Source organism: Streptomyces sp. SID8352, from assembly GCF_009862265.1.
Classification (GTDB): Bacteria; Actinomycetota; Actinomycetes; order Streptomycetales; family Streptomycetaceae; genus Streptomyces.
Genome location: NZ_WWGX01000030.1, coordinates 1 through 24,461 on the forward strand (window position 1 = coordinate 1; position 24,461 = coordinate 24,461).

Below are 24,461 nucleotides of genomic sequence, written 5' to 3' on the forward strand. Positions count from 1 at the left end.
CGACCGGCGACCGGCGACCGGCGACCGGCGACCGGCGACCGGCGACCGGCGACCGGCGACCGGCGACCGGCGACCGGCGACCGGCGACCGGCGACGGTTGCGCTGCGGCTGCGGCATGGGTGCTGGTCCGTGGAGGGCGGGCTCCGGTGCCCGGCTCTCCGTCTCGGGTTCGGGCTCCGGCTCGACTCCGCTCCGGCCTGGGTATCGGGCCTGCTGCCGACCCGGGCCTGCTGTCGGCCGGGCCCCGGCCTCGGTCCCGGTCCCAGCCCTGGTCCCGGTCCCAGCCCTGGTCCCGGTCCCAGCCCTGGTCCCGGTCCCAGCCCTGGTCCCGGTCCCAGCCCTGGTCCCGGTCCCAGCCCTGGTCCCGGTCCCAGCCCTGGTCCCGGTCCCAGCCCTGGTCCCGGTCCTAGCCCTGGCCCCAGCCCTGGCCCCAGCCCTGGCCCCGGTCCCAGCCCTGGCCCCGGTCCCAGCCCTGGCCCTGGCCCTGGCCTTGGTTCCGGCCTCGGCCCCGGTCCCGGCCTCGGCCCCGGTCCCGGCCTTGGTTCCGGTCCCGGCCTCGGCCCTGGCCTCGACCTCGGCCCCGGCCCCAGCCCCGGCCCGCGCCCGGGCCCCGGCCCTCGCCCGGAGCTGGAACCGGTCCCGAGAGGGGTGGGGCGGAGTCCGTTCCATCGCGGTCGGTGGGTCTTCCGGTCGCGGCGCGGGCCGGGGAGCGGGTTCCGGCCGGGGCCTGTCCGACCCTTGCCGTTGTCGCCCGTGGGGCGGCAGCGCGGCGTCGGGTGCGTGCTCCCGGCGCGCCGGCCCCGGGCCTTCGTACGGGACGTACTCGGGGCCGGGGGCGGTGCGGGGCGGGAGTGCGTGCGTGGCGTCGTGCGGCAGACGGGAACCGTCAGACAGGCCTCAGGGTCTCGGCCCGGACGCGGGAGCCGTCGAGGACGGCGCGACCGGTGCCGGTGCGGGGGTGGCGACCGGGACCGCCCCGGGCTTCGATGTCGCCCCGGGACCCGGTTCCGCCCCGGGCTTCGGTTCCCTCCCCGGCCCCGGTTCCGCCCCGGACCTCGGTTCCGGCACCGTCGCGGGGGCGGGTGCTGCCGCTGCCGGCGGCTTCGGCGCTGTCGCGGGCTTCGGCTTCGGCTTGGGCTTCGCCGGGCCGCCGGTGAACTTCTCGTACTCCTTCAGCACCTCCTCCGTCGGCCCGTCCAGGCGCAGTTCGCCCCGCTCCAGCCACAGCACCCGCTCGCAGGTGTCCCGGATGGACTTGTTGCTGTGGCTGACCAGGAAGACCGTGCCCGCGTGCCGCCGCAGCTCCCGGATGCGCTCCTCGGACCGCTTCTGGAAGGAGCGGTCCCCCGTGGCGAGCGCCTCGTCGACGAGGAGGACGTCGTGGTCCTTGGCGGCGGCGATGGAGAAGCGCAGCCGGGCGGCCATCCCGGAGGAGTAGGTGCGCATCGGCAGGCTGATGAAGTCGCCCTTGTCGTTGATCCCGGAGAAGTCGACGATCTCCTGGTACCGCTCCCTGATCTGCGCCCGGGACATGCCCATCGCCAGGCCCCCGAGGTGCACGTTGCGCTCGCCGGTGAGGTCGTTCATCAGGGCCGCGTTGACGCCTAGCAGGGAGGGCTGGCCATCGGTGTAGATGCGGCCGTTCTCCACCGGGAGCAGTCCGGCGACGGCCTTGAGCAGCGTGGACTTGCCGGAGCCGTTGGTGCCGATGAGCCCGATGGCCTCGCCCCGGTGGGCGACGAAGGAGACGCCGCGCACCGCGTGCACCCGGCGCACCCCGGCGGCCCGCTCGGCGGCCCCCCGGCGCAGGATGCGGCTGAGGGCGGCGGTCGCGGAGCCCCGCCCGCCGCCGGCGCCGTTGACCCGGTAAACGATGTCGACGCCGTCGACGACGACGGTGGGGACGCGCTCGTCCCGCTGCGGGGTGGTGCCGGTGTTGTCAGCCACGACCGTACGTCTCCTCGGCCTTCCAGAAGTAGATGAAACCGCCGACGCCCGCCAACAGGGCCCAGCCCGCGGCCAGCGCCCACACGTGGGGCGGCAGCGCGGCGGCGCCGAAGCTGTCGATGAGGGCGAAGCGCATCAGGTCGATGTAGACGACGGCGGGGTTGAGCTGGAGCAGCGGCCCGAGCCAGGACGGGCGGCCGCTGTCCGGGCCGGTCATGTGGTGGATGCTGAACATGACGCCCGAGGCGTACATCCAGGTGCGCAGCACGAACGGCATGAGCTGCGAGACGTCGGGGAGGCGGGCCCCGACGCGGGCCAGGACCATCGCCGCCCCGGCGTTGAACACGGACTGCAGCGCCAGCGCCGGGACCGCCAGCAGCCAGGACGGGCGCGGCGGCACCCCGAAGGCCAGCAGGATCAGGGCCAGGGCGCCCATCGAGAACAGGAGCTGCTGGAGCTGCTGGAGGCAGAAGGCGGCCGGCAGCGCGGCGCGCGGGAAGTGCAGGGCCCGGACGAGCCCGAGGTTGCCGGAGACGGCGCGGGTGCCCGCCAGGATCGAACTCTGGGTGAACGTCCAGACGAAGACGCCGGTGACCAGGAAGGGCACGAAGTCCTCGACGCCCCGCCTGGTGTTCATCAGGACGCCGAAGACGAGGTAGTACACCGCCGCGTTCAGCAGTGGCGTCATCACCTGCCAGACCTGGCCCAGCTTCGCCCGGCTGTACTGCGCGGTGAGCCGGGCGGTGGCGAAGGCGCCGATGAAGTGCCGGTGCGCCCACAGCCGGCGGGTGTAGTGGGGGAGAGAGGGCCGGACGCCACTGGCGGAGAGGCCGTGGCGGGCGGCGAGCGCCGCGAGGTCGGTGCCGGTGCCGGTGCCGCGGTCGGCGGGGGCCGGGGTGGTGCCGGCCGGGGCGGCGGCCGGCGGCGGTGGGGAGAGGGCCTGGCTCACATCCGCTCTTTCGCTCGGAGGAGGGGGGAGCCGCACGGGCCGCCGGAGAGGAGGCGCCGGTGCGGCGGGAGCGGCGCCGCCCCGCGTTCGCCGGAGGGACCCCGGACGTTCACTTACGTCGGGACGGCACCGTATCGTCGTGACGGGAGCGTAGGGCGTGCCGGCGTCGGAACGCAACCGTGCCGTCGTCCCGTCCTATGCTGGCCCGCATGACGACCGAAGCCGACGAGCCGCAGCCGCGCCCGCGCCGGGCCCCCGCCGGGGCGGCGGTGCTGCGCGAGGACGTGACGGAGGCGATCCGCGCGGCGGTCTTCGGGGAGCTCGCGGCCGTCGGCTACGCGCGCATGTCCATCGAGGGCATCGCCCGGCGCGCGGGCGTCGGCAAGACCGCCGTCTACCGGCGCTGGCGCTCCAAGCTGCACCTGGTGCTCGACGTCGTCTCGGCGCTGGCGGTGCGGGGGCTGCCGGCGCCGGACACCGGTTCCCTGGAGGGGGACCTGCGGCTGCTGTACGAGGTCATGTCCCGGGCGCTGCGCCACCCGGTGGCCTCGCAGATCGTGCCCGACCTCCAGGCCGAGGCGGCCCGCAGCCCGGAGATCGCGGAGGCGCTGCGCAAGGCCCTGCGCGAGGGTCAGGACGGTGCCGCCGGGCAGATCCTCGCGGCGGCGGCCGGACGCGGCGAGGTCCGCGCGGACCTGGACGCGGAGCTGGCACTGGATCTGATCTCGGGCCCGCTCTACTGGCGCGCCATCGTCATCCGCGCCCCCCGGCTGCCCGCCTCCCACCTCCCGGACCTGGCCAGGGCGACGGCCGCGGCGCTGAAGGCCCTCTGACCCCCGCCGCACGGCCCCGACGTTCGCGTGCGAAGCCGCCCGGCCCGACGCGCGGAGTGCGGGGGCGCGGTGCGGAACGCGGCGGTGCGGGGCGGCGGCTCCCGGTGACGGGGGCGCTCCGGTGGGAGGCCCCGGTATCGCCGCCGGGCCCTTCCACCGGTCCGGCGGCCCCGCCGCGCCCCGGCCGCAGCTCCGGGGGACGCCCGGTGCGGCCGGGTGGGGGTTGCCGCGCCTCGGCGCGGCCCGCGAGCCCCGGGCCCGGGGCGGCGCCGGACTCCCGCACCGCCCGTGCCGTCGGGGACTGGGCAAGGTCCGCCGGTGCCGCCGGGGCCGGGAGCCTCCGCCGGTGCCCCGCCCGCACCGTCGGGGCTCGCCTCGACGTACGCCCGTCCCGGGCGCCGCACGGTGTCCCGGCGCCCGCCGTCCGGGGACGGTGCCGGGAGCGGGTGAACCCGGCGCGGTGACCGGCTTCCGAGAGGCGCCCCCGCGCGGCGCCCCCGGGCGCGACCCCCCGCGCGCGGGGCGCCGGGGGCCGCGAGCCCGGCATGATCCAAACGAGAGGCCCTAGTCGCGGGCCGCCTCCGGGTGGCGGTGGAGCCAGCCCTCCCAGGCCGAGGTGATCATGTCCTGGACGTCGTACTTGGCCTTCCAGCCCAGTTCGGCGGCGGCGCGGTCGGCCGAGGCCACGACGCGGGGCGGGTCGCCGGGGCGGCGCGCGGTGACGGTGGCCGGGCGGTCGTGGCCCGTGAGGGTGTTGATCCGGTCGATCATCTCGCGGACCGAGACGCCCTCGCCGCGGCCGATGTTGAGGGTCAGCGCGCGGCCCGGGGAGGCCGTCAGGGCGCGGGCCGCGGCGACATGGGCCTCGGCGAGGTCGGCCACGTGGATGTAGTCGCGGACGCAGGTGCCGTCGGGGGTCGGGTAGTCGTCGCCGAAAACGCGCGGTGCCTCGCCCGCGGTGAGCTTCTCGAAGACCATCGGCACGAGGTTGAAGACCCCGGTGTCGGCCAGTGCGGGGCTCGCCGCGCCCGCCACGTTGAAGTAGCGCAGCGAGGCCGTCGACAGGCCCGAGGCCCGCCCGGTCGCCCGCACCAGCCACTCACCGGCCAGCTTGGTCTCGCCGTACGGCGACATCGGCAGGCACGGCGTCTCCTCCGTCACCAGGTCCACGTCCGGCATGCCGTAGACGGCGGCGGAGGAGGAGAAGACGAAGGACGGGACGGCGGCGGCGGTGACCGCCTCCAGCAGGACCCGCAGGCCCTCCACGTTCTGCCGGTAGTAGTGCAGCGGCAGCTCGACGGACTCGCCCACCTGCTTCTTCGCCGCGAGGTGCACCACGCCGGTGATCCCGTGGTCGCCGAGGGCGCGGGCGACGCGCTCGCCGTCCAGCACCGAGCCCACCACCAGGGGCACCCCGTCGGGGACGCGGTCCGCGATCCCGGTGGACAGGTCGTCGTACACCACCGCCCGTTCGCCCGCCTCGGTCATCGCGCGGACGACGTGCGCCCCGATGTAGCCGGCGCCGCCGGTGATCAGCCAGGTCATGTGGGGTGGTCCCCTCGTTCGGTGGTTCCGGTTGGTCGTGCAGTGGTTCCGGACGGACATGGTCCGTCATGGGGCTCCGCGCCGGAGCCCCGCCCCCCTCACAACGAGCCGGACGGCCCGGTGGTGCCGTGGGCGTCCAGGGCGGCGGTGAGCAGGTCGAGGCGGGCGCGCAGGTCGGCGATGTCCGCCGCGCCGAGTCCGGTGGCCGCCATGACCCGGCGCGGCACCCCGGCGGCCCGCTCGCGCAGGGCCGTGCCCGCCTCGGTCGGGCCGACCCGCACCGAGCGCTCGTCGCGCGCGCTGCGCTCGCGCCGGACGAACCCGGCCGATTCCAGCCGCTTCAGCAGCGGGGACAGGGTGCCCGAGTCGAGGCGCAGATGCTCGCCGAGCCGCTTGACCGGCAGCTCGCCGTGCTCCCAGAGCACCAGCATCACCAGGTACTGCGGGTAGGTGAGCCCGAGGTCCCTCAGCAGCACCCGGTAGACGCCGCCGAAGGCGCGGGACGCGGCGCTCAGGGAGAAGCAGATCTGCTGGTCCAGGCGGAGCCGGTCCGCAGGGTCCGCCCCGCCCGGGGAGAGCGCGGGGCCGGCCGGGTCCGCGGGGGCCGCCGGGTCCGGCGCGGGTGTGGCGGGCGTGGTCATGGCTCCAGCCTAGCTTTGGCGGAATTCGATCCCGGGCATTCTTTTGGCGCACCAGTGGAACGCCCACAAGTGAGTTGTGCACAACTTAATTGTCTGATCTACTCGTGGGCGTCCGACAACGCTTCCTTCGAGGGACGGTCAGCCATGGATCCGCTCTACACCGCAGCAGCCACCGCCACCCACGGCCGCGCCGGCCGTGCCGTCACCTCCGACGGCAGGCTGGACCTCGGGCTCGCCGCCCCGGTGGAGATGGGCGGCGGCGGGGAGGGCACCAACCCCGAGCAGCTGTTCGCCGCCGGGTACGCGGCCTGCTTCGGCGGCGCCCTCGGCCTGGTCGGCCGGCGGGCCGGGGTCGACGTCGGCGAGGCGGCGGTGACGGCCGAGGTGACCCTCGGCAAGGAGGGCGAGGACTTCGCGCTCGCCGTCATCCTGCGCGTCGAGCTGCCCGGGGGCATCGACGCGGAGACCGGCCGCAAGCTGGTCGAGGAGGCCCACCAGGTCTGCCCCTACTCGCGCGCCACCCGCGGCAACGTCCCGGTCGAGCTGGTCGTCGAGTAGTCCTCGGCTCCACCCCGCTCCGCCCCGCCCGTCCACCCCGCCCCGCCGTCCGCCCCGCCGCGCGTCCGCCCACGGGAACGCCCGCGCGAGGCGGACCCGGCGCCCTCGGCGCCGGTGCCGGACGCTCAGCCCCCGACCCGGGCCAGCACCTCGCCCGTCCGGCCGCTCCACGCCACCACCACGGCCTCCCCGGGGACCCGCTGCCAGCGGGTCAGCAGCAGCCAGCGCACGTGGTAGCGGCGGACGACGGCGGCCCGCAGGGCGGGGGTCGACTCCGGCGACAGGTACGCCCGGACGTCGGCCACCCGCCGCCGCCGCTCCGTCTCGTCCAGCGCCGGGTCGGGCCAGGCGGGCGCCGCGAGGTCGGGTCCGTACCCGGCGATGAGGTGCCCCGCGTAGTAGCCGTCGGTGATCACCGCCTCGCCGGGGCCGATGTACCGGGCCGCCCAGTCGTACGTCGGCCAGCGCGGCGGCTGGTCGAAGCCCACCGGGTCCAGGGCGCGCGGCACCACCGCCCCGGCCTGCACCGTGAGGAACCCCACCAGCGCCCCCGCCCCCGCCGCCATGCCCAGCGCCCGCCGCGGGCGCGCCCACGGCCGGGGCGCGGCCAGCTCCACCGCCAGCGCGAACTGCGGCGGCACCAGTGCCAGCCCGAGGATGCGCCCGTAGGTGTAGTGGCCGCTCCACCAGCCGTACGCCACCACCGCGCACTCCAGCGCGAACATCAGCACCAGCGGATCGCGCGCCGAGCGCCGGGCGCGCAGCCACAGCGCCGGGAGCCCGAGCAGCGCCAGCCAGAACTGTCCCGGCAGGTCCCGGTACAGGACCCGGTGCATCGCGTCCACACTGCCGTCCGAGGCCAGCGCGAAGACGTCGAAGTACGGCCAGGCCGCCGCCGACGCCACCGCCGCGGCCCCGGTCACCGCCCAGCGCGTCGCCACCGGCCGGCGCGGGTCCCGCTCCCACCCGGCGACCAGCGCCACCGCGCCCAGCGCCGCGGCGACCGCGGTGATCGGGTGCACCAGCAGGATCAGGCCGTACAGCAGGCCCAGCGCCGCGTACCCGGTGTAGCCGCGCAGCCCGCTCGGGCCGACGTAGCGCACCCGGTGCTCGTCGCGGGCCCGCGCCCCGGTCAGCGCCCATGCCCAGAAGGTCAGCCCGATCGCGAACGCCGACGGGTAGCCGAGGTTGCCGGTCATCGACATCAGCCCGAGGTAGCCGCTCCACCAGGCCCGCTCGGTGCCCCACAGCAGCGTCATCGCGCCCAGCGCCAGCACCGGCGCCCACGGCCGCGGGGTCAGCACCCGCACGAAGCGGTTCAGCCCGGTCAGCAGCACCAGCAGGTTCAGCGGACCGGCCAGCCGCACCACCTCCCAGCCGCCCAGCCCTGTCAGCCGGGCGAACACGCCCTCGGCGAGCGCGTACGGCGAGTAGTAGGCGCTGCCCGCGCCCGGCAGGTCGGCCATCGGGTGCCGGGGGTGGAGCAGGGACGCCCGCAGCCGCTCGACGACCGCCGCGTGCTGGCCGGCGTCGCAGCACATCGGCACCTGCCAGTGGGCCAGCGTCATCACCAGGAGGAACAGCAGACCGACGGCCTGGAACGGGGTGGGACGCCACAGGCGGCCGCCGCGCAGCGCCGTCGCGCCGCGCACCGGCCGCCGGACGAGGAGGCCGCCGCTCACCGGGTGGGCGGAGGAAGGGACTTTCGGGGCATTTGCCCTATGTTCCCGGTGGGGTCAACGCTATGACCCCGCGTCACCTCAACGGGTGATCCTCAGCCGGGGGCGCCGACCCGCTGCGGCGGACCCTGCGCGGGCAGCGCCACCCGCTCCCGCACCACCGGCTCCAGCAGCAGCGGCACCCCCACCACCGGCAGCAGCCAGGCCAGCACGATCAGCCGCCCGCCCCAGATGGAGATGTCCGGATGCGCGGCCTGGGTGAGGAACCCGGTGAACGCCGCCGCCACCACGAACACCCCGGCCGCGCCGCCGCGCCGCAGCGCCCCCCACGCCCCCGCGCAGAGCGCCGCCGCGAACAGCGGCTCCCACGCCTGGCGGCGCAGCCACTCCACCCAGAAGTTCCCCTGCAACTGCCGGAACTCCGCCCAGGGGCGCTCCCGGTCCGGCCGCGCGAAGTGGTCGGTGAGCAGGTCCTGGAGGCTGTCGCCCTCCGACGGGTAGCCCAGCAGCCGCGCCAGGACCAGCGCCACCACCACCCCCGTCGCCCCCACCGCCGCCAGCGACAGCACCCCCCGGCCCGGGGAGCGGCCCCGTCTCCGGCGGCGCAGCGCGACCAGGACGCCCGCCACCGCCAGGCACAGCCCCAGGAACATCGCCTGGGAGTGCTTGACCGTGAACAGCGCCAGCAGCGCCCCGGCGACCAGCGCCGGACCCGACCGGGTCCGCCCGGCCCGCAGCGTCAGCGCGCAGCCCCAGACCGCCACCAGGGTCAGCGCCATCAGCAGCCCCTCGGTCATCGGGCGCATCGCCGTCGTCCCGCACGGCAGCACGTAGTAGAGCGCCTGCCCCACCAGTGCCAGCGGCACCGGCGCGGACAGCGTCCGCAGCACCAGCGCCACCAGGGCCCCGCCCGCGCAGGCGATCACCACCCCCGCCGCCCACAGCCCCCACACCGGGCCGAGCGCCAGCACAAAGGGGACCAGGAACACCGGGTACCCCGGCCGCGCCTCGAAGATCGCCATGTAGCGCTCCGTCAGATACGGCACGGTGTGCCCGCCGGTCCGCCCGGCCGCCAGCCGCGGCTCCACCTGCCGCCATTCCGCCGCCCGGCACCGCTCCGTCACCGCGTCGCCGGGGTCGGCCCGGTGGAAGCGGACCACGTCCACGCCCTGCGCGCGCCGCGCCACGTCCGCCCGGCTCGCGCACACGTAGTCGATGGTGGCCTCCGCCACCCCCCGCTCGTCCCCGCCGGCCAGGCTCAGCGCGTACGACAGGTAGTTCTTGGTGTCGGGGGTGTCCCGGCCGGTGACGTTGGCCAGTTGCAGCACGGCGAACAGCGCGGCCAGGACCAGCACCCACGTGCGCGTCCTCACGGGTGCGTCAGCAGGTCGCGCCCGGCCGGTTCCGCACGGGAACCCGGCACCACCGGGCCCGGCGGCGGGGCGGGCATCTCCTCGCCCAGCATCAGCGTGCGCACCACCCGCTCGGCCGCCCGCCCGTCGTCGAAGGCGCAGAACCGGCTCCGGAACACCGACCGCCGGCGCTCCGCCTCCGCGTCCCGCCAGGCCCCCGACTCCAGCAGCCCGACCAGCTCCCGGTACGACCGGGAGACCGCGCCCGGCGCCTCGGCCGTGATGTCGAAGTACGCGCCCCGGCTCGCCGTGTACGCCTCCCAGTCGTCGGCGTGGACCACGACGGGCCGGTCCAGCAGCGCGAAGTCGAACATCAGGGCCGAGTAGTCGGTGATCAGCAGGTCCGCCGCGAGCAGCACCCGCTCGGCGTGCGGCTCGTCGGTCGCGTCGATCAGCACGCCCCGCCGGTGCAGCTCCGACAGGCCCAGCCCGCGCGCCGGGCCGGTGGCCAGCGCGGGGTGCAGCCGCACCACCAGGGTGTGGCCCGGCCCCAGGTCGGAGGCGAGCCGCGCCGGGTCGATCCGCTCCACATGGCCGCCGCGCCGGTACTCCCGCCGGGTCGGGGCGTACAGCACCACCCTGTCCCCGGCCGGGACCCCGAGCAGCTCCCGGGCCCGGCGCACCTCCTCGGGCCCGGCGCCCACCAGCACGTCGTTGCGCGGACTGCCGGTGCGCGCGGACGCGAAGTGGCACGGGTACGCCCGCTCCCACACCCGCTCCGAGTGCAGGTTGGCGACCAGGCTGTGGTCCCAGCGGTCCGCCCGGCGCAGCATCTGCGGCACGTCCAGCCCGTGCCGGGCGCCCGGCTTGCGCAGCAGGTCGGCGCCCATGTACTTCAGCGGCGTCCCCTGGTGGGTCTGGATGTGGACGCTGCCGGGGCGCTTGGCCAGCGCGCCGGGCCAGTTGACGTTGTTGACGAGGAACGAGGCCCGCTCGGTCACCCTGCGGTACTCCGCGCCGCCCACGACCACGTGCTCGGTGTCCGGCGGCAGCAGCGCCGCCGTCTCCTCGTCCCGCACCACCCACACCCCGCGCAGCCCCGGCGCGAACTCCCGGGCCGCGCGGTGCACCGCCGCCGGGTCGCCCAGCACGCCCCGGTGCGAGAACGCGGAGTAGACCACGAGGTCCGGATCGAGCGGACGGCGCCCGCGCACCGCGGTCCGCACCCGCTCCAGCCGCCCCGCGACCGCGCCGCGCGCCCGCCCCGCCCGCCGCTCCAGCCCGGCCCCGGCCCGCCCGGCCCGCAGCCGCAGGCGGTAGGCGGCGTACCCGTGCTCCAGGACCCGCAGCCCGGCGGGGACCTCCGCGTCCGCCGGGCGGTGGCGGCGGAACATCTCGGCGGTGCGGCGGAAGAACTCGCCCTTGTCCGAGGGCGGCAGCCGGTCCGGCTTGGACAGGATGTCCAGGCAGTGCTCGCCCATCTTGGCGTGCAGGAACGGCCGCCAGTGCGCCAGCTCCGGGCGGGCGTCCACGAAGGCGAAGACCCGCTCGTACTGCTCGTGGATGTCGAAGTGCTTGCGGCTGGTGGTCGAGAGGATGTTGCCGCTGCGCCGCTGCCGGTAGTTGAGGCAGATGCGGTCCAGGGCGGCGATCCGCCCGGCGCTGAGCATCACCGGGAACGTCCACGGGGTGTCCTCGTAGTAGCCCGGCGGGAAGGTGAAGCCCTCCGCCTCGACGAAGTCCCGCCGGTAGAGTTTGTTCCACACCACCATCAGCAGATCGAGGATCTCCGGGCGCCCGGCCGCGGTGAAGGTGCCGTCCCCGGCCTCCGCGAGGACCCGGGCCAGCGCGTTGCGCCGGGTCCCGCCCCACCAGTAGGTGCGCGCGTAGTCGAAGACCAGCACCTCCGGGTCGTCGGTCTCGGCGAGCCGGTCGGCCATCGCGGCCAGCGCGCCCGGGGTGAGGGTGTCGTCGCTGTCCAGGAAGAACAGGTAGTCGCCGGTGGCCAGCGGCATCCCGGCGTTGCGGGCCCGGCCGAGACCGGCGTTCTCCTCCAGGTGCAGCACGCGCACCCGCTCGTCGCGGGCCGCGTAGGCGTCGAGGATCGCGCCGCAGCCGTCCGGCGAGCAGTCGTTCACGGCGATGACCTCGACGTCCCGGAAGGACTGGGTGAGGACCGAGTCGAGGCACTCGCCGAGAAAGCCCTGCACCCGGTAGCAGGGGACGATGACGCTGAAGCGGGGCACTGCGGGGTCAGCTCCTTACGAGGGGGACGGCGGCGGGCGCCGGACGGCGCCGCGCGAGCGGGATCACGGGCGGGATCGCCTCCGGCGGCTCACCGAGCAGCACCCGGCGGACCACCCGCTCGGCGGCCCGGCCGTCGTCGAACGCGCAGAACCGCTCGCGGAACGCGGCCCGCAGCGCCGTGGCGCCGGGTCCCGCCCAGTCGCCGTCGCGGAAGACGCGGGCCAGTTCGCCGGGGGTGCGCGCGACCGGGCCCGGCGGCTCGGCCATCAGGTCGAAGTAGACGCCCCGGGTCTCCCGGTACACCTCCCAGTCGTCGGCGTACACGACGATCGGCCGGTCGAGGCAGGCATAGTCGAACATGATCGACGAGTAGTCGGTGACCAGCGCGTCGGCGGCCAGGCACACCTCCTCCGAGGAGCGGTGCCCGGTCACGTCGATGACCCGGCCGCCACCGCCGCCGGGGGCGCCCCGGTCGTAGAAGTAGTGGGCGCGCAGCAGCACCACCACGTCCTCGCCGGCCGCCGCGCAGAACGCCTCCAGATCCAGGCGGCCCGCGCCGAACCCGTCCTCGTGGTCGCGGTGCGTGGGCGCGTACAGCACGGCCGTCGCCCCCTCGGGCACCCCGAGTTCGCGGCGGACCCGGGCGACGTCCGCGGCGGTCGCCGTGAGGAACACGTCGTTGCGCGGATAGCCGTACTCCAGTTGCTCGTAGGAGCCGGGGAAGGCCCGCTCCCACATCCGGGTGGAGTGCGGGTTGGCGGACAGGTTGTAGTCCCAGCGGTCCACCCGGCCCAGCAGCCGGGTGAAGCTGCCGCTCACCGCCGCCACCACGGGGTACGTCGACTGGTCCACGCCCATCGTCTTCAGCGGGGTGCCGTGCTGCGTCTGGAGGTGGACGCTGCCGGGGCGCTTGACCACGCCCTCCGCGAAGTTGGCGTTGTTGACCAGATAGGTGGCTCGGGCCAGCACGTCCCAGTAGCGGCGGCTGCCGATCACCGCGTGGTCCACCCCCTCGGGCACGGTGTGCGCCTGGTCCGGCTCGACCAGGAACACCCCGTGCAGGTGCGGGGCGAGGGCCCGTGCCTTGGCGTGGATCGCGGCCGGGTTGCAGGCGTAGCCCCGCCCCCAGTAGGCGCAGTAGGCGACCAGCCGGGGGTCCAGCGGACGGCGCAGCCGGGCGCGGTAGTACAGCCGGGTGCGCAGCCCGCGCGCCCGCCGCAGCCGGGACGGCAGCGCGCCGGCCACCCGCCCGGCCGCGCGCAGGACGCGGAAGCCGGTGTACGAGCCGGCGGCCAGCAGCCGGTGCTGCACGCCGATCCGTCCGCCCGGGGGCCGGAACCCGGCGGGGCGGTGGCGCCGGTAGAGGCGGCTCGCCCGGCGGAAGAAGGACCGGCGCTCCCGGCGGGTCAGCCGGCGCGGATGCGTGGCCGTCTTCAGGACCGCGGCGAAGAGCTGCTCGAACAGCGGCCCGCGCCGCTCCACCGGAAGGTCCCGCCCGGCGGCGCGGTCGAGCGCCTCCTCGGCCCGGTCCAGCAGTTCGGCGTGGTGCCCGCCGGGCAGCCCGAGCCGGTTGCCCTGGCGCCGCACCCGGTGGCGCACGGCCACCGCGCGCAGCACCGCCATCCGCTCGGCCTCCGCCGCGACCCGGGTGCCGAAGCCGATGTCGGTGAAGTGCCCGGCGGGGAACTCCAGCCCGCGCTCCGTGAGGAACGCCCGGCGGTAGGCGGCGCTCCACGCCGGGAGGACGGCGCCGGTCAGCCGCGGGGCCCGGTCCGGGGCGAAGGCGTCCCGGGGGGCCCCGGCCAGCAGCGGGTCGGCCGGGTACGAGGGCTCGCCCTCCCACCAGGGAACGCGCTCGTGCCCGAAGTACAGGACGTCGGCGCCGCCGGTCTCGGCCAGCCGCGCGTCCAGGGCCGCCAGGGCGCCCGGCGCGAGCAGGTCGTCGCCGTCGAGGAAGAGCACGTACGTCCCCGTCGCCGCCCGCAGCCCGGCGTTGCGCGCCCCGGCCAGCCCCTCCGACGGCGGCGAGTGCACCGGGGCCACCCGCGGGTCGCGGGCGGCGCGGGCGGTCACGGTCTCCGCCGCCGCGGCGTCCGGCGCGCCGTGGCCGGCGGTCCCGTCCGGGGCGTCCTGGACCGGGATGAGCTGGAGGTCGGCGAAGGACTGGCCGAGGACCGAGTCCAGGGCCTCGGACAGCCGCCCTGCGACCCCATGGGACGGGACGACGATGCTGAAGCGGGGCATTCTGCTCTTTCTCTCGATGGCCGGGTCCGGCGGGCGGTCCCCGCGGAACGGACCGCCCGGCGGCCGGGGCGCCCTGCGGGCGGCCGGGACGGAGCGGGCCGCGACGAGCCGCGGGGCATGAGGACTCCCGGAGGGCGTACGGCGGTCAGGGGACGTCGGCGGGCGGCGCTCCCGGGGCGGTGTCGCCGTCGGGAAGGACCGGGCGGTCGGCGCGGGCCCCCTCCGCCCCGGCGTCGGGGGCCGGGCCGGGACCGCCGCGGGCGGGCGGGCGCACCCGGCCGTGCCGGGCCGCGGTCTCGTCGTCCGGACCGCCGCGGGCGTCCGGGGAGGGGCCGCCCGGGGAGCGGTCGTCCACCGCGATCGGTCCGGGGCCGGCGTACGACGGGGACGGCACCGGCTCCGGGCGCACGGGCGGACACGCCCGGACCTGGTACGCGGGGACGATGACACTGAACCGGGGCACGGGGACATCCATGGGTCGGCACGGGCGTTCGGCCCGGCAACGGCCAACGGAGTGACTTGGTTACGGTCCTTGTGGCATCCGGGCGACCGCACCCCTCCCCACGTGCGGCCGGACCGGTCAACGCGCCTCGCCCGCAGGGGTGGTGGCGCGGCGCCCGCTTGACGCCCCCCGCGCGCACGGCGGCACCCGTACGGCGGGGGGCGTCCGGAGGCGGTTACTTGACGGCGCCCGCCATCACACCGGAGACGAACTGCCGCTGGAACGCGAAGAACACGGCCAGCGGGACCACCATCGAGAGGAACGCGCCCGGGGCCAGCACGTCGACGTTGCTGCCGAACTGCCGCACCTGCGTCTGGAGGGCGACCGTGATCGGCTGGCTCCCCGCGTCGGAGAAGATCAGCGCGACCAGCATGTCGTTCCACACCCACAGGAACTGGAAGATGCCGAGGCTCGCCAGCGCGGGCGCGCCCAGCGGCATCACCACCCGTACGAACAGCCGGAGTTCACCGGCGCCGTCCAGCCGCGCGGCCTCCAGCAGCTCCCGGGGGATCTCCGCGAAGAAGTTCCGCAGCAGGAACACCGCGAAGGGCAGGCCGAAGCCGACGTGGAACAGGACCACGCCCGCGATGGAGCCGAACAGGCCGATGGAGCCGAAGAGTTCGGCGATCGGGATGAGCGCCACCTGCACGGGCACCACCAGCAGGCCCACCACCGCGAGGAACCACCAGTCGCGGCCCGGGAACTCCATCCACGCGAACGCGTAGCCCGCCAGCGCCCCGATCACCACCACCAGCACCGTCGCCGGGACCGTGATCAGCGCCGTGTTGAGCAGCGACGAGGTGATGTCCCCGTTCCCCAGCAGGTCCGCGTAGCTGCCGAAGGTGATCCGGGACGGCTCGGAGAGCACCTTCCACCAGCCGCTCGCCGCCATGTCCTCGGGCGCCCGCAGCGAGGACAGCAGCAGCCCGACCGTGGGCACCAGCCAGAACAGGGCCACGAGGACCAGGAACACCCGCACCAGCCCGCCGCCCGCCCGCTCCGCGAGCCGTGCCCCCAGCGGGCGGCGGCCGGCGGCCCTCCGGGAACCCGGGGGCGCCGTCCCCGCGGGGGAATCCGCTGCCGTGGTCATCGCCGGGCCTCCCGCCGCAGTCGCCGCACGTTGAACCACATCACCGGAACGACCAGCAGCAGCAGGAACACCGCGATGGCGCTGGCCACGCCCGGCTGGTCGGCGGCGAAGCCCTTGCGGTACAGCTCCAGGGCGAGCACGTTCGCGTCGTCCTGGGAGGAGCCGGGGGCGATGATGAAGACCAGGTCGAACACCTTCAGCACGTTGATCATCAGGGTGACGGTGACGACCGCCAGCACCGGTGCCAGCAGCGGCACCGTGATCCGCCGGAACACCTGCCACTCGCCCGCCCCGTCCACCCGGGCCGCCTCCAGCAGTTCCCGGGGGACCCCGGCCAGCCCGGCCCCGATCAGCACCATCGCGAAGCCCGCCCACATCCACACGTACGAGCCGATGATCGCCGGGGTGACCAGGGAGGGACCGAGCCAGTCCAGGCCGTTGTACGGCTCCTGGAAGTTGTCGGCGGGCAGCCGCAGCAGCGCCCCGTCGGCCGCCGCGGGCAGGCTGAACGTGCCGTCGCCCGCCGCCCTGGTGGACGCCACCACCTCGCCGTCCCGGACGGCCTCGATCCGCATCCCGGCGTAGCCCACCTCGGAGGCGTCGACCGCGTTGAGCGTGCCGGAGCCCCGGCCGCGGGTGAAGTCCTGCCAGACAGTGCCGGTGATCCCGCCCTCCTCGGGCCGGGCCGCCGCGGCCGGTCCGGTGCCGTCCGGCAGCCGGTCCGGGGCGACACCCACCAGCGGCAGCGCGACCGGCACACCGGCCCGCACCGGCAGCTTCGTGACGAACGCGCCGCCCCCGGCCGCCTCCAGCGGGGAATCGCGTCCCGGGTGCGCCCGGGGGAAGGCCGACGACGTGACGAAGGTGTCGTGCACCCCGACCCACACCGCGTTCGCCACGCCCTTCTCCGGCGCCTGGTCGTACACCAGGCGGAAGATGATGCCCGCGGCCAGCATGGAGATCGCCATCGGCATGAAGACGACCAGCTTGAACGCCGTCGCCCAGCGCACCCGTTCGGTCAGGACGGCGAAGACCAGGCCGAGCGCGGTGGCGACGGCGGGCGCGAACACCACCCAGACGACGTTGTTGCGCAGGGCGGTGCGGATGCCGTCGTCGGTGAACAGCGCCCGGTAGTTGTCCAGTCCGGCGAAGGAGTCGCCCGACCGGTCGTAGAAGCTGCGGACCACCGAGTACCCGACCGGGTAGACCACGAGCGCGCCGAGCAGCACCAGGGCGGGCAGCAGGAACAGGACCGCCAGTGTCCGGCGGGTGCCGGTCACGCCCCGGCGCGGCCCGCGCCCCCGGACGGGCGCGGCGGGAGCGGGCACGGGGGCGGCGGGGGCCGCTGGGGGCCCCGCCGCCGGGTTCGGCGCCACCGCGTCAGTTCCCGTAGGCGGCGGCGGCCTCCGCCTCCAGGGCCGCCTGGGCGCCCGCGACGTCCCGGGGGTTCTTCAGGAAGTCCTGGAGGATCTTCCACTCGCCCTTGCCGGGGGTGCCGCCGAAGGACTGCGGGGCCTGGTCCGACATGTCGAAGCGGACGTCGTCACCGGCCGCGACCAGCGCCTCGGCGATCCTGCGCTGCACGTCGTTCGGGTACACCGAGGGGTCCAGGGCCTTGTTCGGGGAGAGGAAGCCGCCCAGCCGCGCCTGGATCGCCGCCGCGTCCGGGGAGGCCAGGTAGGTGGCGAGGGCCTGCGCCGCCGCGGAGTCCTTGAGGATCACCGCCGCGTCGCCGCCGGACACCAGCGGCGCGGTGCCGCCGACCGCCGGGAAGGGGAACACCTTCGCGTCCTCGCCCACCTCGGCCTTGGTCTCGGCGATGGTGACCTGCACGAAGTCGCCCTCGTAGACCATGCCGGCCTTGGGCTGGTCGCCGCCGGTGAAGGTCTGCGTCACGGAGGCGGGGAACTCCGTCTGGAGGGCGCCGTCCGCGCCGCCCGCGACGAAGTCCTTCTCGCCCCAGATCCCGGCGAGCGTGGTCAGCGCCTCCTTGACGGAGGGGTCGGTCCACTTGATCTCGTGCCGGGCGAGCCGGTCGTACTTCTCCGGGCCCGCCTGCGAGAGGTAGACGTTCTCGAACCAGTCGGTGAGCGTCCAGCCGTCCGCGCCGCCCACCGAGAAGGGGGTGACGCCGGAGTCGTAGACCGTCCGCGCCGTGTCGAGCAGTTCGTCCCAGGTCTTGGGCTCGTCGGCCCCGGCGTTCTCGAAGACCCGGGTGTTGTACCAGATCAGGGACTTGTTGGCGGCCTTGTAGTAGACGCCGTACGGCTTGCCGTCGACCGAGCCGATCTCCTGCCAGCCCCGGGAGTAGTTCTTCGCCAGCTCCGCGGTCGCCGCGCCGCCCAGCGGCTTCGCCCAGCCCTTGGCGACGGCCTGCCGGATGGCGCCGGGCTGCGGCAGCATCGCCACGTCGGGCGGGGCGCCGCCGGCCACCTTCGAGCCGAGGAAGTTGACGATCGGGTCCTGGGCGGGGACGAAGGTCACCTCGGCCCCGGTGCGCTTCTCGAAGTCGGCGAGGACCTTCTTGAAGTTCTCCTGCTCGGTGCCGGACCAGACGGCGGCGACCTCCAGCCGCGCGCCGTCCAGCTTCGGCAGGACGAGGGCGGAGCCGGAGGTGCTCCCGCCGCCGGTGGGCCCGGCGCCCCCGTCGTCGTCCCCGCCGTCGCCGCCCCCGCAGGCGGTGAGCGAGAGCACGAGGGCTCCCGCGGCGAGGACGGCGGGGAGCCCGGTGGTTCTCGTCGGCCTCGTGGGCCGCCCCGCGGTACCGCGTTTCCGGATGGTGCTGCTTGCGCGCATCACTGCCCCGTTTCGTTCCTCGTCGAACGTCTGGCGCTGTCCCGTGCGGTCCGGTGTACGCCAGGGGGATGAGGGCGGCAAGGGCGCGTCGGCGGTTGGACGGGGGATCGTGATTCCCTTGTGATGAGCCCAACGGGCTAGTGAGCGCGTGTGGTTGGGTTGACCGGCACTTGTCGCCCCGTCAGCCGGGGTGCGGGGTGTGCCCCCATATGTCGTGCGGGGAAGGTGAGTCGGGGTGGACTCATGCAACACGCCCGCACCGCAAGGTGGTTGCGAGGTGTGGCGGGAGAACGGGGCCGTGGGCAGCCGTGGGTGACCCGGCGCACCGCACCCGTCCGCGCCCCCGCTCGTCGCAACCCGGCGGCACCTCACCCCACCGTTCGGCGCGGCGCGGCGCGGCCCGGCGCGGCCCGGCGCGGCACGGCAGGGTGGGTGCCCCGCCGTGCCGCGCCGTCGCGCGGGTCGTCAGCCGGAGAGGCCGCCGTTGACCTCGACGACCTGGCCGGTGATGTACGAGGCCCGGTCCGAGAGCAGGTAGGCGACCAGGTCGGCGACCTCCTCGGGCCGCCCCGCGCGGCCGAGCGGGATGTTGGCGAGGTGCCGCTCGGCCACCTCCGCCGGGAGCGCGGCCGTCATGTCGGTGTCCACCAGCCCGGGGGCGACGACGTTGGCCCGGATGCCGTAGCGTCCGCACTCCTTGGCCAGGGACCGGGTGAAGCCGATGATCCCCGCCTTGGACGCCGCGTAGTTGGTCTGCGCGGCGCTGCCGTGCACCCCGGCGATGGACGAGAGCGTGACGATCGCGCCCCGGCGCCGCCGCATCAGCGCGTAGACCGCCGCCCGGCACACGTGGTAGGTGCCGTTCAGGTTGGTGTCCATCACCTCCCGCCACTCGTCCTCCTTCATGAGGGCGAGCGGGCGGTCGCGGGTGATCCCCGCCGAGGTGACGACCGCCGTGAGCGGACCCAGCTCCGCCTCCGCCCCGGCGAGGAACTCCTTCACCCGGTCGAAGTCGCCGACGTCGACCGGCCGGTGGTGGACGCGGGCACCGGCCTCCTTGGCGGCGAGGGCGGTGCTCTCGGCGGCCCCGACGTCCGAGCGGTAGCAGAAGGCGACGTCGTAGCCCTCCCGCGCGAGCCGGAGGACGACGGCGCGGCCGATGCCCCGCGAACCGCCGGTGACCAGCGCGACCGGGCGCTCCGCGACCGGGCTGCCGGGCGGCCGGCGCCCGGTGGCGTCGGCGCTCATGCGGCCGGCTCGGCGCCCAGGCCGTCCGCGACGAGGTCGCGCACCAGGCGGAAGGTGCCCATCTCGGTGAGCTGGGACTCGTCGATCTTCACGCCGTAGTTCTCCTCGACGCGCACCGCGATCTCCAGCGAGATCAGCGAGTCCACCTCCAGGTCCTCCTTGAAGCGGGCGTCGTCGGTCACTTCCTCGACGGGAAGGTCCAGTGCTCCGGCGATGACGGAGCGCAGCTTTTCGACGTCGAGCGGCTTGCCGGTGCGTTCGGGCATGCGATGTCTCCTTGTCTGGTACGGGCGGGTCCGGTTCGGGAGGGGCGGGGTCAGAAGGCGCGGCGGGGGCCGCCGAGCACGACGGCGGCGACCGCGTCGTCCCCGGGCCCGCCGCAGGTGGCGAGGACGGTGTCGGCGGCGTGCCCGTCCAGGTGGGCCACGGCGGCGGCGGCCTGGAGCACTCCGCGCGCGCCCGAGCTGTGGCCGAGGAAGGCGGTCGGGTCCAGCCGGCGGCTTCCGGACCCGGCGGGCCCGGGGGCGCCGTCGTCCGCCAGGTCGGTCAGCCACAGGGCGGCGTCGGGGGAGGTCCGCTCCGCCGCCGTCGGACGGGCTCCGGGGCCCCCGGCGCGGGCGGCGGCGACGGCGGCGTCCAGCGTCCCGGCGCGGGCGCACCCGGCGAGCGCGGCACGCACGGTGGCGCCGCGCGCGGCGGCGTGCGCGGCGGACTCGACGACGAGGGCGGCGGCGCCGTCCAGGGCGTCCCCGCCGAGCAGCTTGGCGACGGCCTCGCCGTGCGGCTCGACCCCGATCACCAGGGCGGCGTCCGCCCGGCCGGCGACGATGAGCGCGCGGGCCCAGTACAGGGCGTCCAGCCCGCTGGTCGGCCCGTTGCACAGGGTGACGCTGGGGCCGCGCAGCCCGTGGGCCATGGCCACCGACCCGGCGACCACGTTGCTGGAGGTCTGCGGCAGGCCCAGCGGGCTGAGGCCGGTCACGGTGTCCCGGGCGATGATGTCGGCGAAGGAGCAGACGCTGTCCAGGATGCCGGCGTTGGTGCTGACCAGGACGGCGGTGCGGTCGCCGGTGCCCCGGTAGCCGTCCTCGCCGAGGAGCCCGGCGTCGCGCAGCGCGGGGGCGGCGGCGCGCAGCGCCAGCCGTGAGGCGCGGTCCTTGTGCCGCAGGTCGCGGCCGGTGAGCCCGGTGCGGGGGTCGAAGCCGCCCTCGCGGACGGTGCCGAGGAGTTCGTCGGGCAGGGTGAGGCCGGGGACGGCCAGGCCCACGCCGGTGACGACGGGCGGGCCGGGGGCGGGCCGCGCGGGGGAGTGTGCGGTGGTCATCGGGCAGCCTCCAGGATGGCGGCGGCGTTGATCCCGCCGAAGCCGAACGCGTCGATCTGGGCGAGCGTCAGGTCCGCGGTGGCGGCCCGGTCGCGGACCAGGCGCAGTCCGGCGGCCTCCTCGATCGGGTCGGTGAGGCCGAGGACCGGCGGGACCTGGCCCCGCCGCAGGGCGATGGCCGCCACGACCAGGCTGAGCAGTCCGGAGCCGCCGAGGGTGTGCCCGGTCATCGACTTGACGGCGGTCATCAGCGGCCCGTCGTCGCCGGGGAAGAACCGGGAGAGCACGGCGGCCTCGGTGGAGTCGTTCTTCGGGGTGCCGCTGCCGTGCAGCATGACGAGGTCGACGTCCTCGGGGGTGACCTCCGCCCGCCGGTGGGCCTCGCGCAGGACCCGGGTGATGCCCTCGGGGTCGGGCGCGGTGGAGTGGAAGGCGTCGCAGTTGATGCCGACGGAGCGCACCCGGGCGTGGACCGCGCGGCCGGGTGCGGCGGCGCGGGTGAGGACGACGGCGACGGCGCCCTCGCCCATCAGCATGCCCCGGTGCGAGCGGTCGAAGGGGCGCAGGGCGTCCGGCACCTCGTTCTGGACCCGGTCGAGGGTGCCGTAGGCGCTCTCCCCGATGGAGTCGGTGCCGGCCACGACCACGGTGTCGGCCTCGCCCAGGCCGATCAGGTCGGTGCCCATGGCGAGCGCGTAGAGGGCGGCGGCGCAGGCGTTGGCGAAGGTGTACGTCCGGGTTGCGCCGAATCGTTCCCGCAGAGCGGTGCCGAAGTGCAGGGAGGCGGGGTCGAGGGGGGCGCCGTGACGCCACCACAGCTCGGCGCTGCGCTGCTCCTGGAGGGTGGTGCCGACCAGGACGGGCACGTCGGCCAGGTCCTCGCCGTGCCCGGCGTCGGCGAGCGCCTGCTCGACGGAGGCGATCAGCCAGCGGGTGGCCCGGCCCGGCTCGTCGGTGCCCGGCACGGCCCGGTCGCTGATCTCGTACGCCTGCCGGGCGCGGTACTTGTCGTGGTCGAAGACCTCCAGCGGGCGCAGCCCGCCGCGGCCCGCGCAGAGCGCGTCGAAGATCCGGGACGGGGTGTCGCCCACGCAGGCGACCGCTCCCATCCCGGTGATGTCCCAGCTCATGCCTGCTCCCGAAGTCGGTAGGCGGCCACCTTGCCGGTGGTCGTGGTGGGCAGCGCCTCGACGAACTCCAGCCGGGCCGGGCGCTTGTAGGGGGCGAGCCCGGCGCGGATGCGGGACCGCACGGCGCGCCGGAGGCTGTCGTGGTCGGCGGCGGGATCGGTGGTGAGGAAGGCCACGGCGCTCTCCAGCCCGCTCGCGTCCGGGCTGCCGACCACCGCGCAGTCGCGCACCCCGGCGACCTGGCGGACGACCGCCTCGATCTCGGCCGGGGGCACCTTGTAGCCGCCGAGGTTCAGCACGTCGTCGGCGCGGCACAGGTGGGTGAGGACCCCGTCGGGATCGCGCCGGACGAGGTCGCCGGTGTAGGCGCCGCCCTGCGCGAAGGTGGCGCGGTCGGCGTCGGGCCGGTTGAGGTAGCCGATGGAGACGGTGGGGCCCGCGATGTGCAGGCGGCCCTCGGTGCCGTCGGGCACCGGGCGGCCGTGCTCGTCGCGGACGGTGGCGGTGACGCCGGGCACGGGCAGTCCGGCGCGGCCGGGCAGCGGGCGGCCGGGCGGGGTGGCGATGACGACGTGCATCACCTCGGTGGCGCCCAGGCAGTTGAGCACCGTGGCGCCCAGGGCCTCCCCGATCCGGGTGTGCAGGGGGGCCGGGCAGCTCTCCCCGGCGGTCAGGCAGAGCCGCAGCCCGGCTGTGGCGGGGTCGCCGGGGGCGAGGGTGTCGAGCAGTGCGGCGTACAGCCGGGGCACGGAGCACAGCACCGTCGGGCGGTGGCGGCGCAGCGCGGCCCCGACGGCGTGCACGTCGACGGCGCCGCGGATCAGGGCGGTGGCGGCCCCGGCGTCGAGGGGGCACAGGACGGAGCTGCCGAAGCCGTAGCCGAAGGACATCCGCGCGGTGGAGAGGACGACGTCGTCGGGGCGCAGGGCGAGCAGCGCGCCGAAGCCGTCGAGCATGGCGGTGATCGCGGCGGCGGTGTGCCGCACGCCCTTGGGGGCGCCGGTGCTGCCGGAGGTGTACTGGATCAGGGCGGCGCGGCCCTCGGGGTGCGGGGCGGGGGCCGGTGCGGCGAGGGCGGGGCGGTGGGCGGTGGTGGGGCCGCCGGTGCGCATCCCGGCGCGCACGTCGTCGCCGGTCAGCAGGACGGGGCCGGCGGGCGGGCCGGGCCGCTCGGGCAGGGCGTCCAGGTGGAGGACGGCGGCGTCGCAGTCGGCGGCGATGAAGTCCCGTTCGGTCTCCGAGAGCAGGGGGCTCACGGGGACCGGGACGCAGCCGTGCCACCAGAGGCCGAGCACGGCGGCGACCGTGGCGGCCGAGTCCTCGGCGACCACCAGCGCGCGGCTGCCGGGGGGCACCCCGTGCGCCCGCAGCGCACCGGCGTAGCCGAGGGCGGCCTCGTACAGGGCCCGGTAGCGGACGGTGCCGAGCTGGGGGTCGAGGTAGGCGGTCCGCTCGCCGTGCCCGGCCGCGAGGTGGCGGCCCACCAGCCGGTGGACCAGCCCGGTGCCGCCGGTGACCGCGCGGGCCCGGGGGGCGGCCGGGGAGGCGGGAGCGGTGCGGGGGAGGGCGGCGGAGGCGTGCGGGACGGCGGCGGAGGCGGGGCTCCCCGCCGCGGGGTCCGTCGGCGTGCCCGCGGTCGCGGTCGCCGGGGCCGGTGAGGACGGGACCGCCGGCCCGGGGAGGCCGTCGGGGGCGTCGGCGGCGGCGCTGATCAGGGCGGCGAGGTCCAGGACGCTGTCGGCCGAGCTGATCGCCTCGTTGCCGAGCAGCACCCCGAGGGTCTGCTCGACGCGCGCGGCGATCTCGACCTTCTCCAGCGAGTCCACCTTCAGCTCCCGCTCGAAGGAGGCGTCGGCGGGCACCGAGTCGAGGTCGAGTTCGAGGACGGACGCCACGATGACCCGCAACCGCTCCACAGGATCGGATATCCGCTCAGGCGGCATGGGTGCACTCCTTGTCGGGCAGGACGACTTGTCGGGCAGAACGACGGCAGGTCGGGGCTGGCTCCCGGAGGCCACAAGGACGGTATCCACGCCGGATTCGGCCCGTCAGCGGATGCGGAGGGAGTCCGTCAAGTCCGCCCGCACCCCCGCCCACCGGCCTCTAAAGGCTGTCAACAGGCTTGCGGGACAACGATATTGACGCGATGTCAGGATCGTTTCGCGCCGACCTGACGCACTGTGCGGGGCGCGCTGGCGACGGCCCCCTGGCCCCCCTAGCGTCGGGAGCCGAGCCGCCGGTGCGGGCTGCCCGCACTGGATCGCACCGGGGGCCGGACCGTCCGGTGCCCCGCGCCGGGACGCGCGGGGCACCGCGCGCCCACCCGCGTTCCGGCCGCGCGGCCCAGGCGGAGTCGGACGTCCACCGAAGTCTTCC

At 75.9% G+C, this 24,461-nt stretch carries 18 protein-coding genes and 1 pseudogene; 2 read left to right on the top strand and 17 right to left on the bottom strand.

Annotated elements, in window-relative coordinates:
- Nucleotides 1–1,146: 1,146 nt before the first annotated feature.
- Nucleotides 1,147–1,947: pseudogene (locus GTY84_RS09390) on the bottom strand (ABC transporter ATP-binding protein); the annotation flags it as partial.
- A complete protein-coding gene (locus tag GTY84_RS09395) occupies nucleotides 1,940–2,896 on the bottom strand; it encodes an ABC transporter permease (protein WP_161225694.1) in 957 nt (318 codons plus the stop codon). The pseudogene GTY84_RS09390 and the gene GTY84_RS09395, both read right to left, overlap by 8 nt.
- A gap of 209 nt (nucleotides 2,897–3,105) precedes the next feature.
- Between GTY84_RS09395 and GTY84_RS09400 the strand changes: the two genes are divergently transcribed.
- The gene (locus GTY84_RS09400) at nucleotides 3,106–3,729 is read left to right on the top strand and encodes a TetR/AcrR family transcriptional regulator (protein ID WP_161225695.1); all 624 of its coding nucleotides are present in this window, start codon (nucleotides 3,106–3,108) and stop codon (nucleotides 3,727–3,729) included.
- 564 nt (nucleotides 3,730–4,293) lie between these two features.
- On the opposite strand, the gene galE is transcribed toward GTY84_RS09400, so the two are convergent.
- Complete coding sequence (gene galE / locus GTY84_RS09405; RefSeq protein WP_161225696.1) at nucleotides 4,294–5,274, bottom strand: UDP-glucose 4-epimerase GalE; 981 nt, start codon at nucleotides 5,272–5,274, stop codon at nucleotides 4,294–4,296.
- 98 nt (nucleotides 5,275–5,372) lie between these two features.
- A complete protein-coding gene (locus GTY84_RS09410) occupies nucleotides 5,373–5,915 on the bottom strand; it encodes a MarR family transcriptional regulator (protein WP_161225697.1) in 543 nt (180 codons plus the stop codon).
- Nucleotides 5,916–6,059: 144 nt separating this feature from the next.
- On the opposite strand from GTY84_RS09410, the gene GTY84_RS09415 reads away from it, so the two are divergent.
- Nucleotides 6,060–6,473: an organic hydroperoxide resistance protein gene (locus tag GTY84_RS09415; RefSeq protein WP_161225698.1), complete on the top strand. Its 414-nt coding sequence runs from the start codon at nucleotides 6,060–6,062 to the stop codon at nucleotides 6,471–6,473.
- Nucleotides 6,474–6,598: 125 nt separating this feature from the next.
- Here the strand turns inward: GTY84_RS09415 and GTY84_RS09420 are convergent, their stop codons facing one another.
- The 13 genes from GTY84_RS09420 to GTY84_RS09480 form a co-directional block, all read right to left on the bottom strand.
- A complete protein-coding gene (locus GTY84_RS09420) occupies nucleotides 6,599–8,155 on the bottom strand; it encodes a hypothetical protein (RefSeq protein ID WP_161225699.1) in 1,557 nt (518 codons plus the stop codon).
- Between the two features lie 92 nt (nucleotides 8,156–8,247).
- A complete protein-coding gene (locus GTY84_RS09425) occupies nucleotides 8,248–9,525 on the bottom strand; it encodes a hypothetical protein (protein ID WP_161225700.1) in 1,278 nt (425 codons plus the stop codon).
- The gene (locus GTY84_RS09430; RefSeq protein WP_161225701.1) at nucleotides 9,522–11,750 is read right to left on the bottom strand and encodes a bifunctional glycosyltransferase/CDP-glycerol:glycerophosphate glycerophosphotransferase; all 2,229 of its coding nucleotides are present in this window, start codon (nucleotides 11,748–11,750) and stop codon (nucleotides 9,522–9,524) included. Before GTY84_RS09430 ends, GTY84_RS09425 begins: the two co-directional genes overlap by 4 nt.
- A gap of 7 nt (nucleotides 11,751–11,757) precedes the next feature.
- Nucleotides 11,758–13,995 carry a CDP-glycerol glycerophosphotransferase family protein gene (locus tag GTY84_RS09435; RefSeq protein WP_161225702.1) on the bottom strand — a complete coding sequence of 746 codons (2,238 nt, stop codon included), beginning with the start codon at nucleotides 13,993–13,995 and terminating at the stop codon, nucleotides 11,758–11,760.
- 145 nt (nucleotides 13,996–14,140) lie between these two features.
- Nucleotides 14,141–14,458 carry a hypothetical protein gene (locus GTY84_RS09440; protein ID WP_161225703.1) on the bottom strand — a complete coding sequence of 106 codons (318 nt, stop codon included), beginning with the start codon at nucleotides 14,456–14,458 and terminating at the stop codon, nucleotides 14,141–14,143.
- Nucleotides 14,459–14,672: 214 nt separating this feature from the next.
- Nucleotides 14,673–15,587 (bottom strand): carbohydrate ABC transporter permease, encoded by a 915-nt coding sequence (locus tag GTY84_RS09445; RefSeq protein ID WP_161225704.1) that lies wholly within the window; start codon nucleotides 15,585–15,587, stop codon nucleotides 14,673–14,675.
- Nucleotides 15,584–16,867 carry a sugar ABC transporter permease gene (locus GTY84_RS09450; protein WP_161225705.1) on the bottom strand — a complete coding sequence of 428 codons (1,284 nt, stop codon included), beginning with the start codon at nucleotides 16,865–16,867 and terminating at the stop codon, nucleotides 15,584–15,586. Before GTY84_RS09450 ends, GTY84_RS09445 begins: the two co-directional genes overlap by 4 nt.
- Nucleotides 16,868–16,967: 100 nt before the next feature.
- Nucleotides 16,968–18,383 carry an extracellular solute-binding protein gene (locus GTY84_RS09455; RefSeq protein ID WP_161225706.1) on the bottom strand — a complete coding sequence of 472 codons (1,416 nt, stop codon included), beginning with the start codon at nucleotides 18,381–18,383 and terminating at the stop codon, nucleotides 16,968–16,970.
- A 465-nt stretch (nucleotides 18,384–18,848) separates the two neighbouring features.
- A complete protein-coding gene (gene fabG / locus GTY84_RS09460) occupies nucleotides 18,849–19,631 on the bottom strand; it encodes a 3-oxoacyl-ACP reductase FabG (RefSeq protein ID WP_161225707.1) in 783 nt (260 codons plus the stop codon).
- On the bottom strand, nucleotides 19,628–19,897 hold the full coding sequence (locus GTY84_RS09465) for an acyl carrier protein (RefSeq protein WP_161225708.1): 270 nt from the start codon (nucleotides 19,895–19,897) through the stop codon (nucleotides 19,628–19,630). The genes fabG and GTY84_RS09465 overlap by 4 nt, the downstream gene beginning before the upstream one ends.
- A gap of 50 nt (nucleotides 19,898–19,947) precedes the next feature.
- Nucleotides 19,948–20,955 carry a beta-ketoacyl synthase N-terminal-like domain-containing protein gene (locus GTY84_RS34560; protein WP_161225709.1) on the bottom strand — a complete coding sequence of 336 codons (1,008 nt, stop codon included), beginning with the start codon at nucleotides 20,953–20,955 and terminating at the stop codon, nucleotides 19,948–19,950.
- The gene (locus tag GTY84_RS09475; RefSeq protein WP_161225710.1) at nucleotides 20,952–22,085 is read right to left on the bottom strand and encodes a beta-ketoacyl synthase N-terminal-like domain-containing protein; all 1,134 of its coding nucleotides are present in this window, start codon (nucleotides 22,083–22,085) and stop codon (nucleotides 20,952–20,954) included. The genes GTY84_RS34560 and GTY84_RS09475 overlap by 4 nt, the downstream gene beginning before the upstream one ends.
- On the bottom strand, nucleotides 22,082–24,028 hold the full coding sequence (locus tag GTY84_RS09480) for an AMP-binding protein (RefSeq protein ID WP_161225711.1): 1,947 nt from the start codon (nucleotides 24,026–24,028) through the stop codon (nucleotides 22,082–22,084). Before GTY84_RS09480 ends, GTY84_RS09475 begins: the two co-directional genes overlap by 4 nt.
- Between the last annotated feature and the right edge of the window lie 433 nt (nucleotides 24,029–24,461).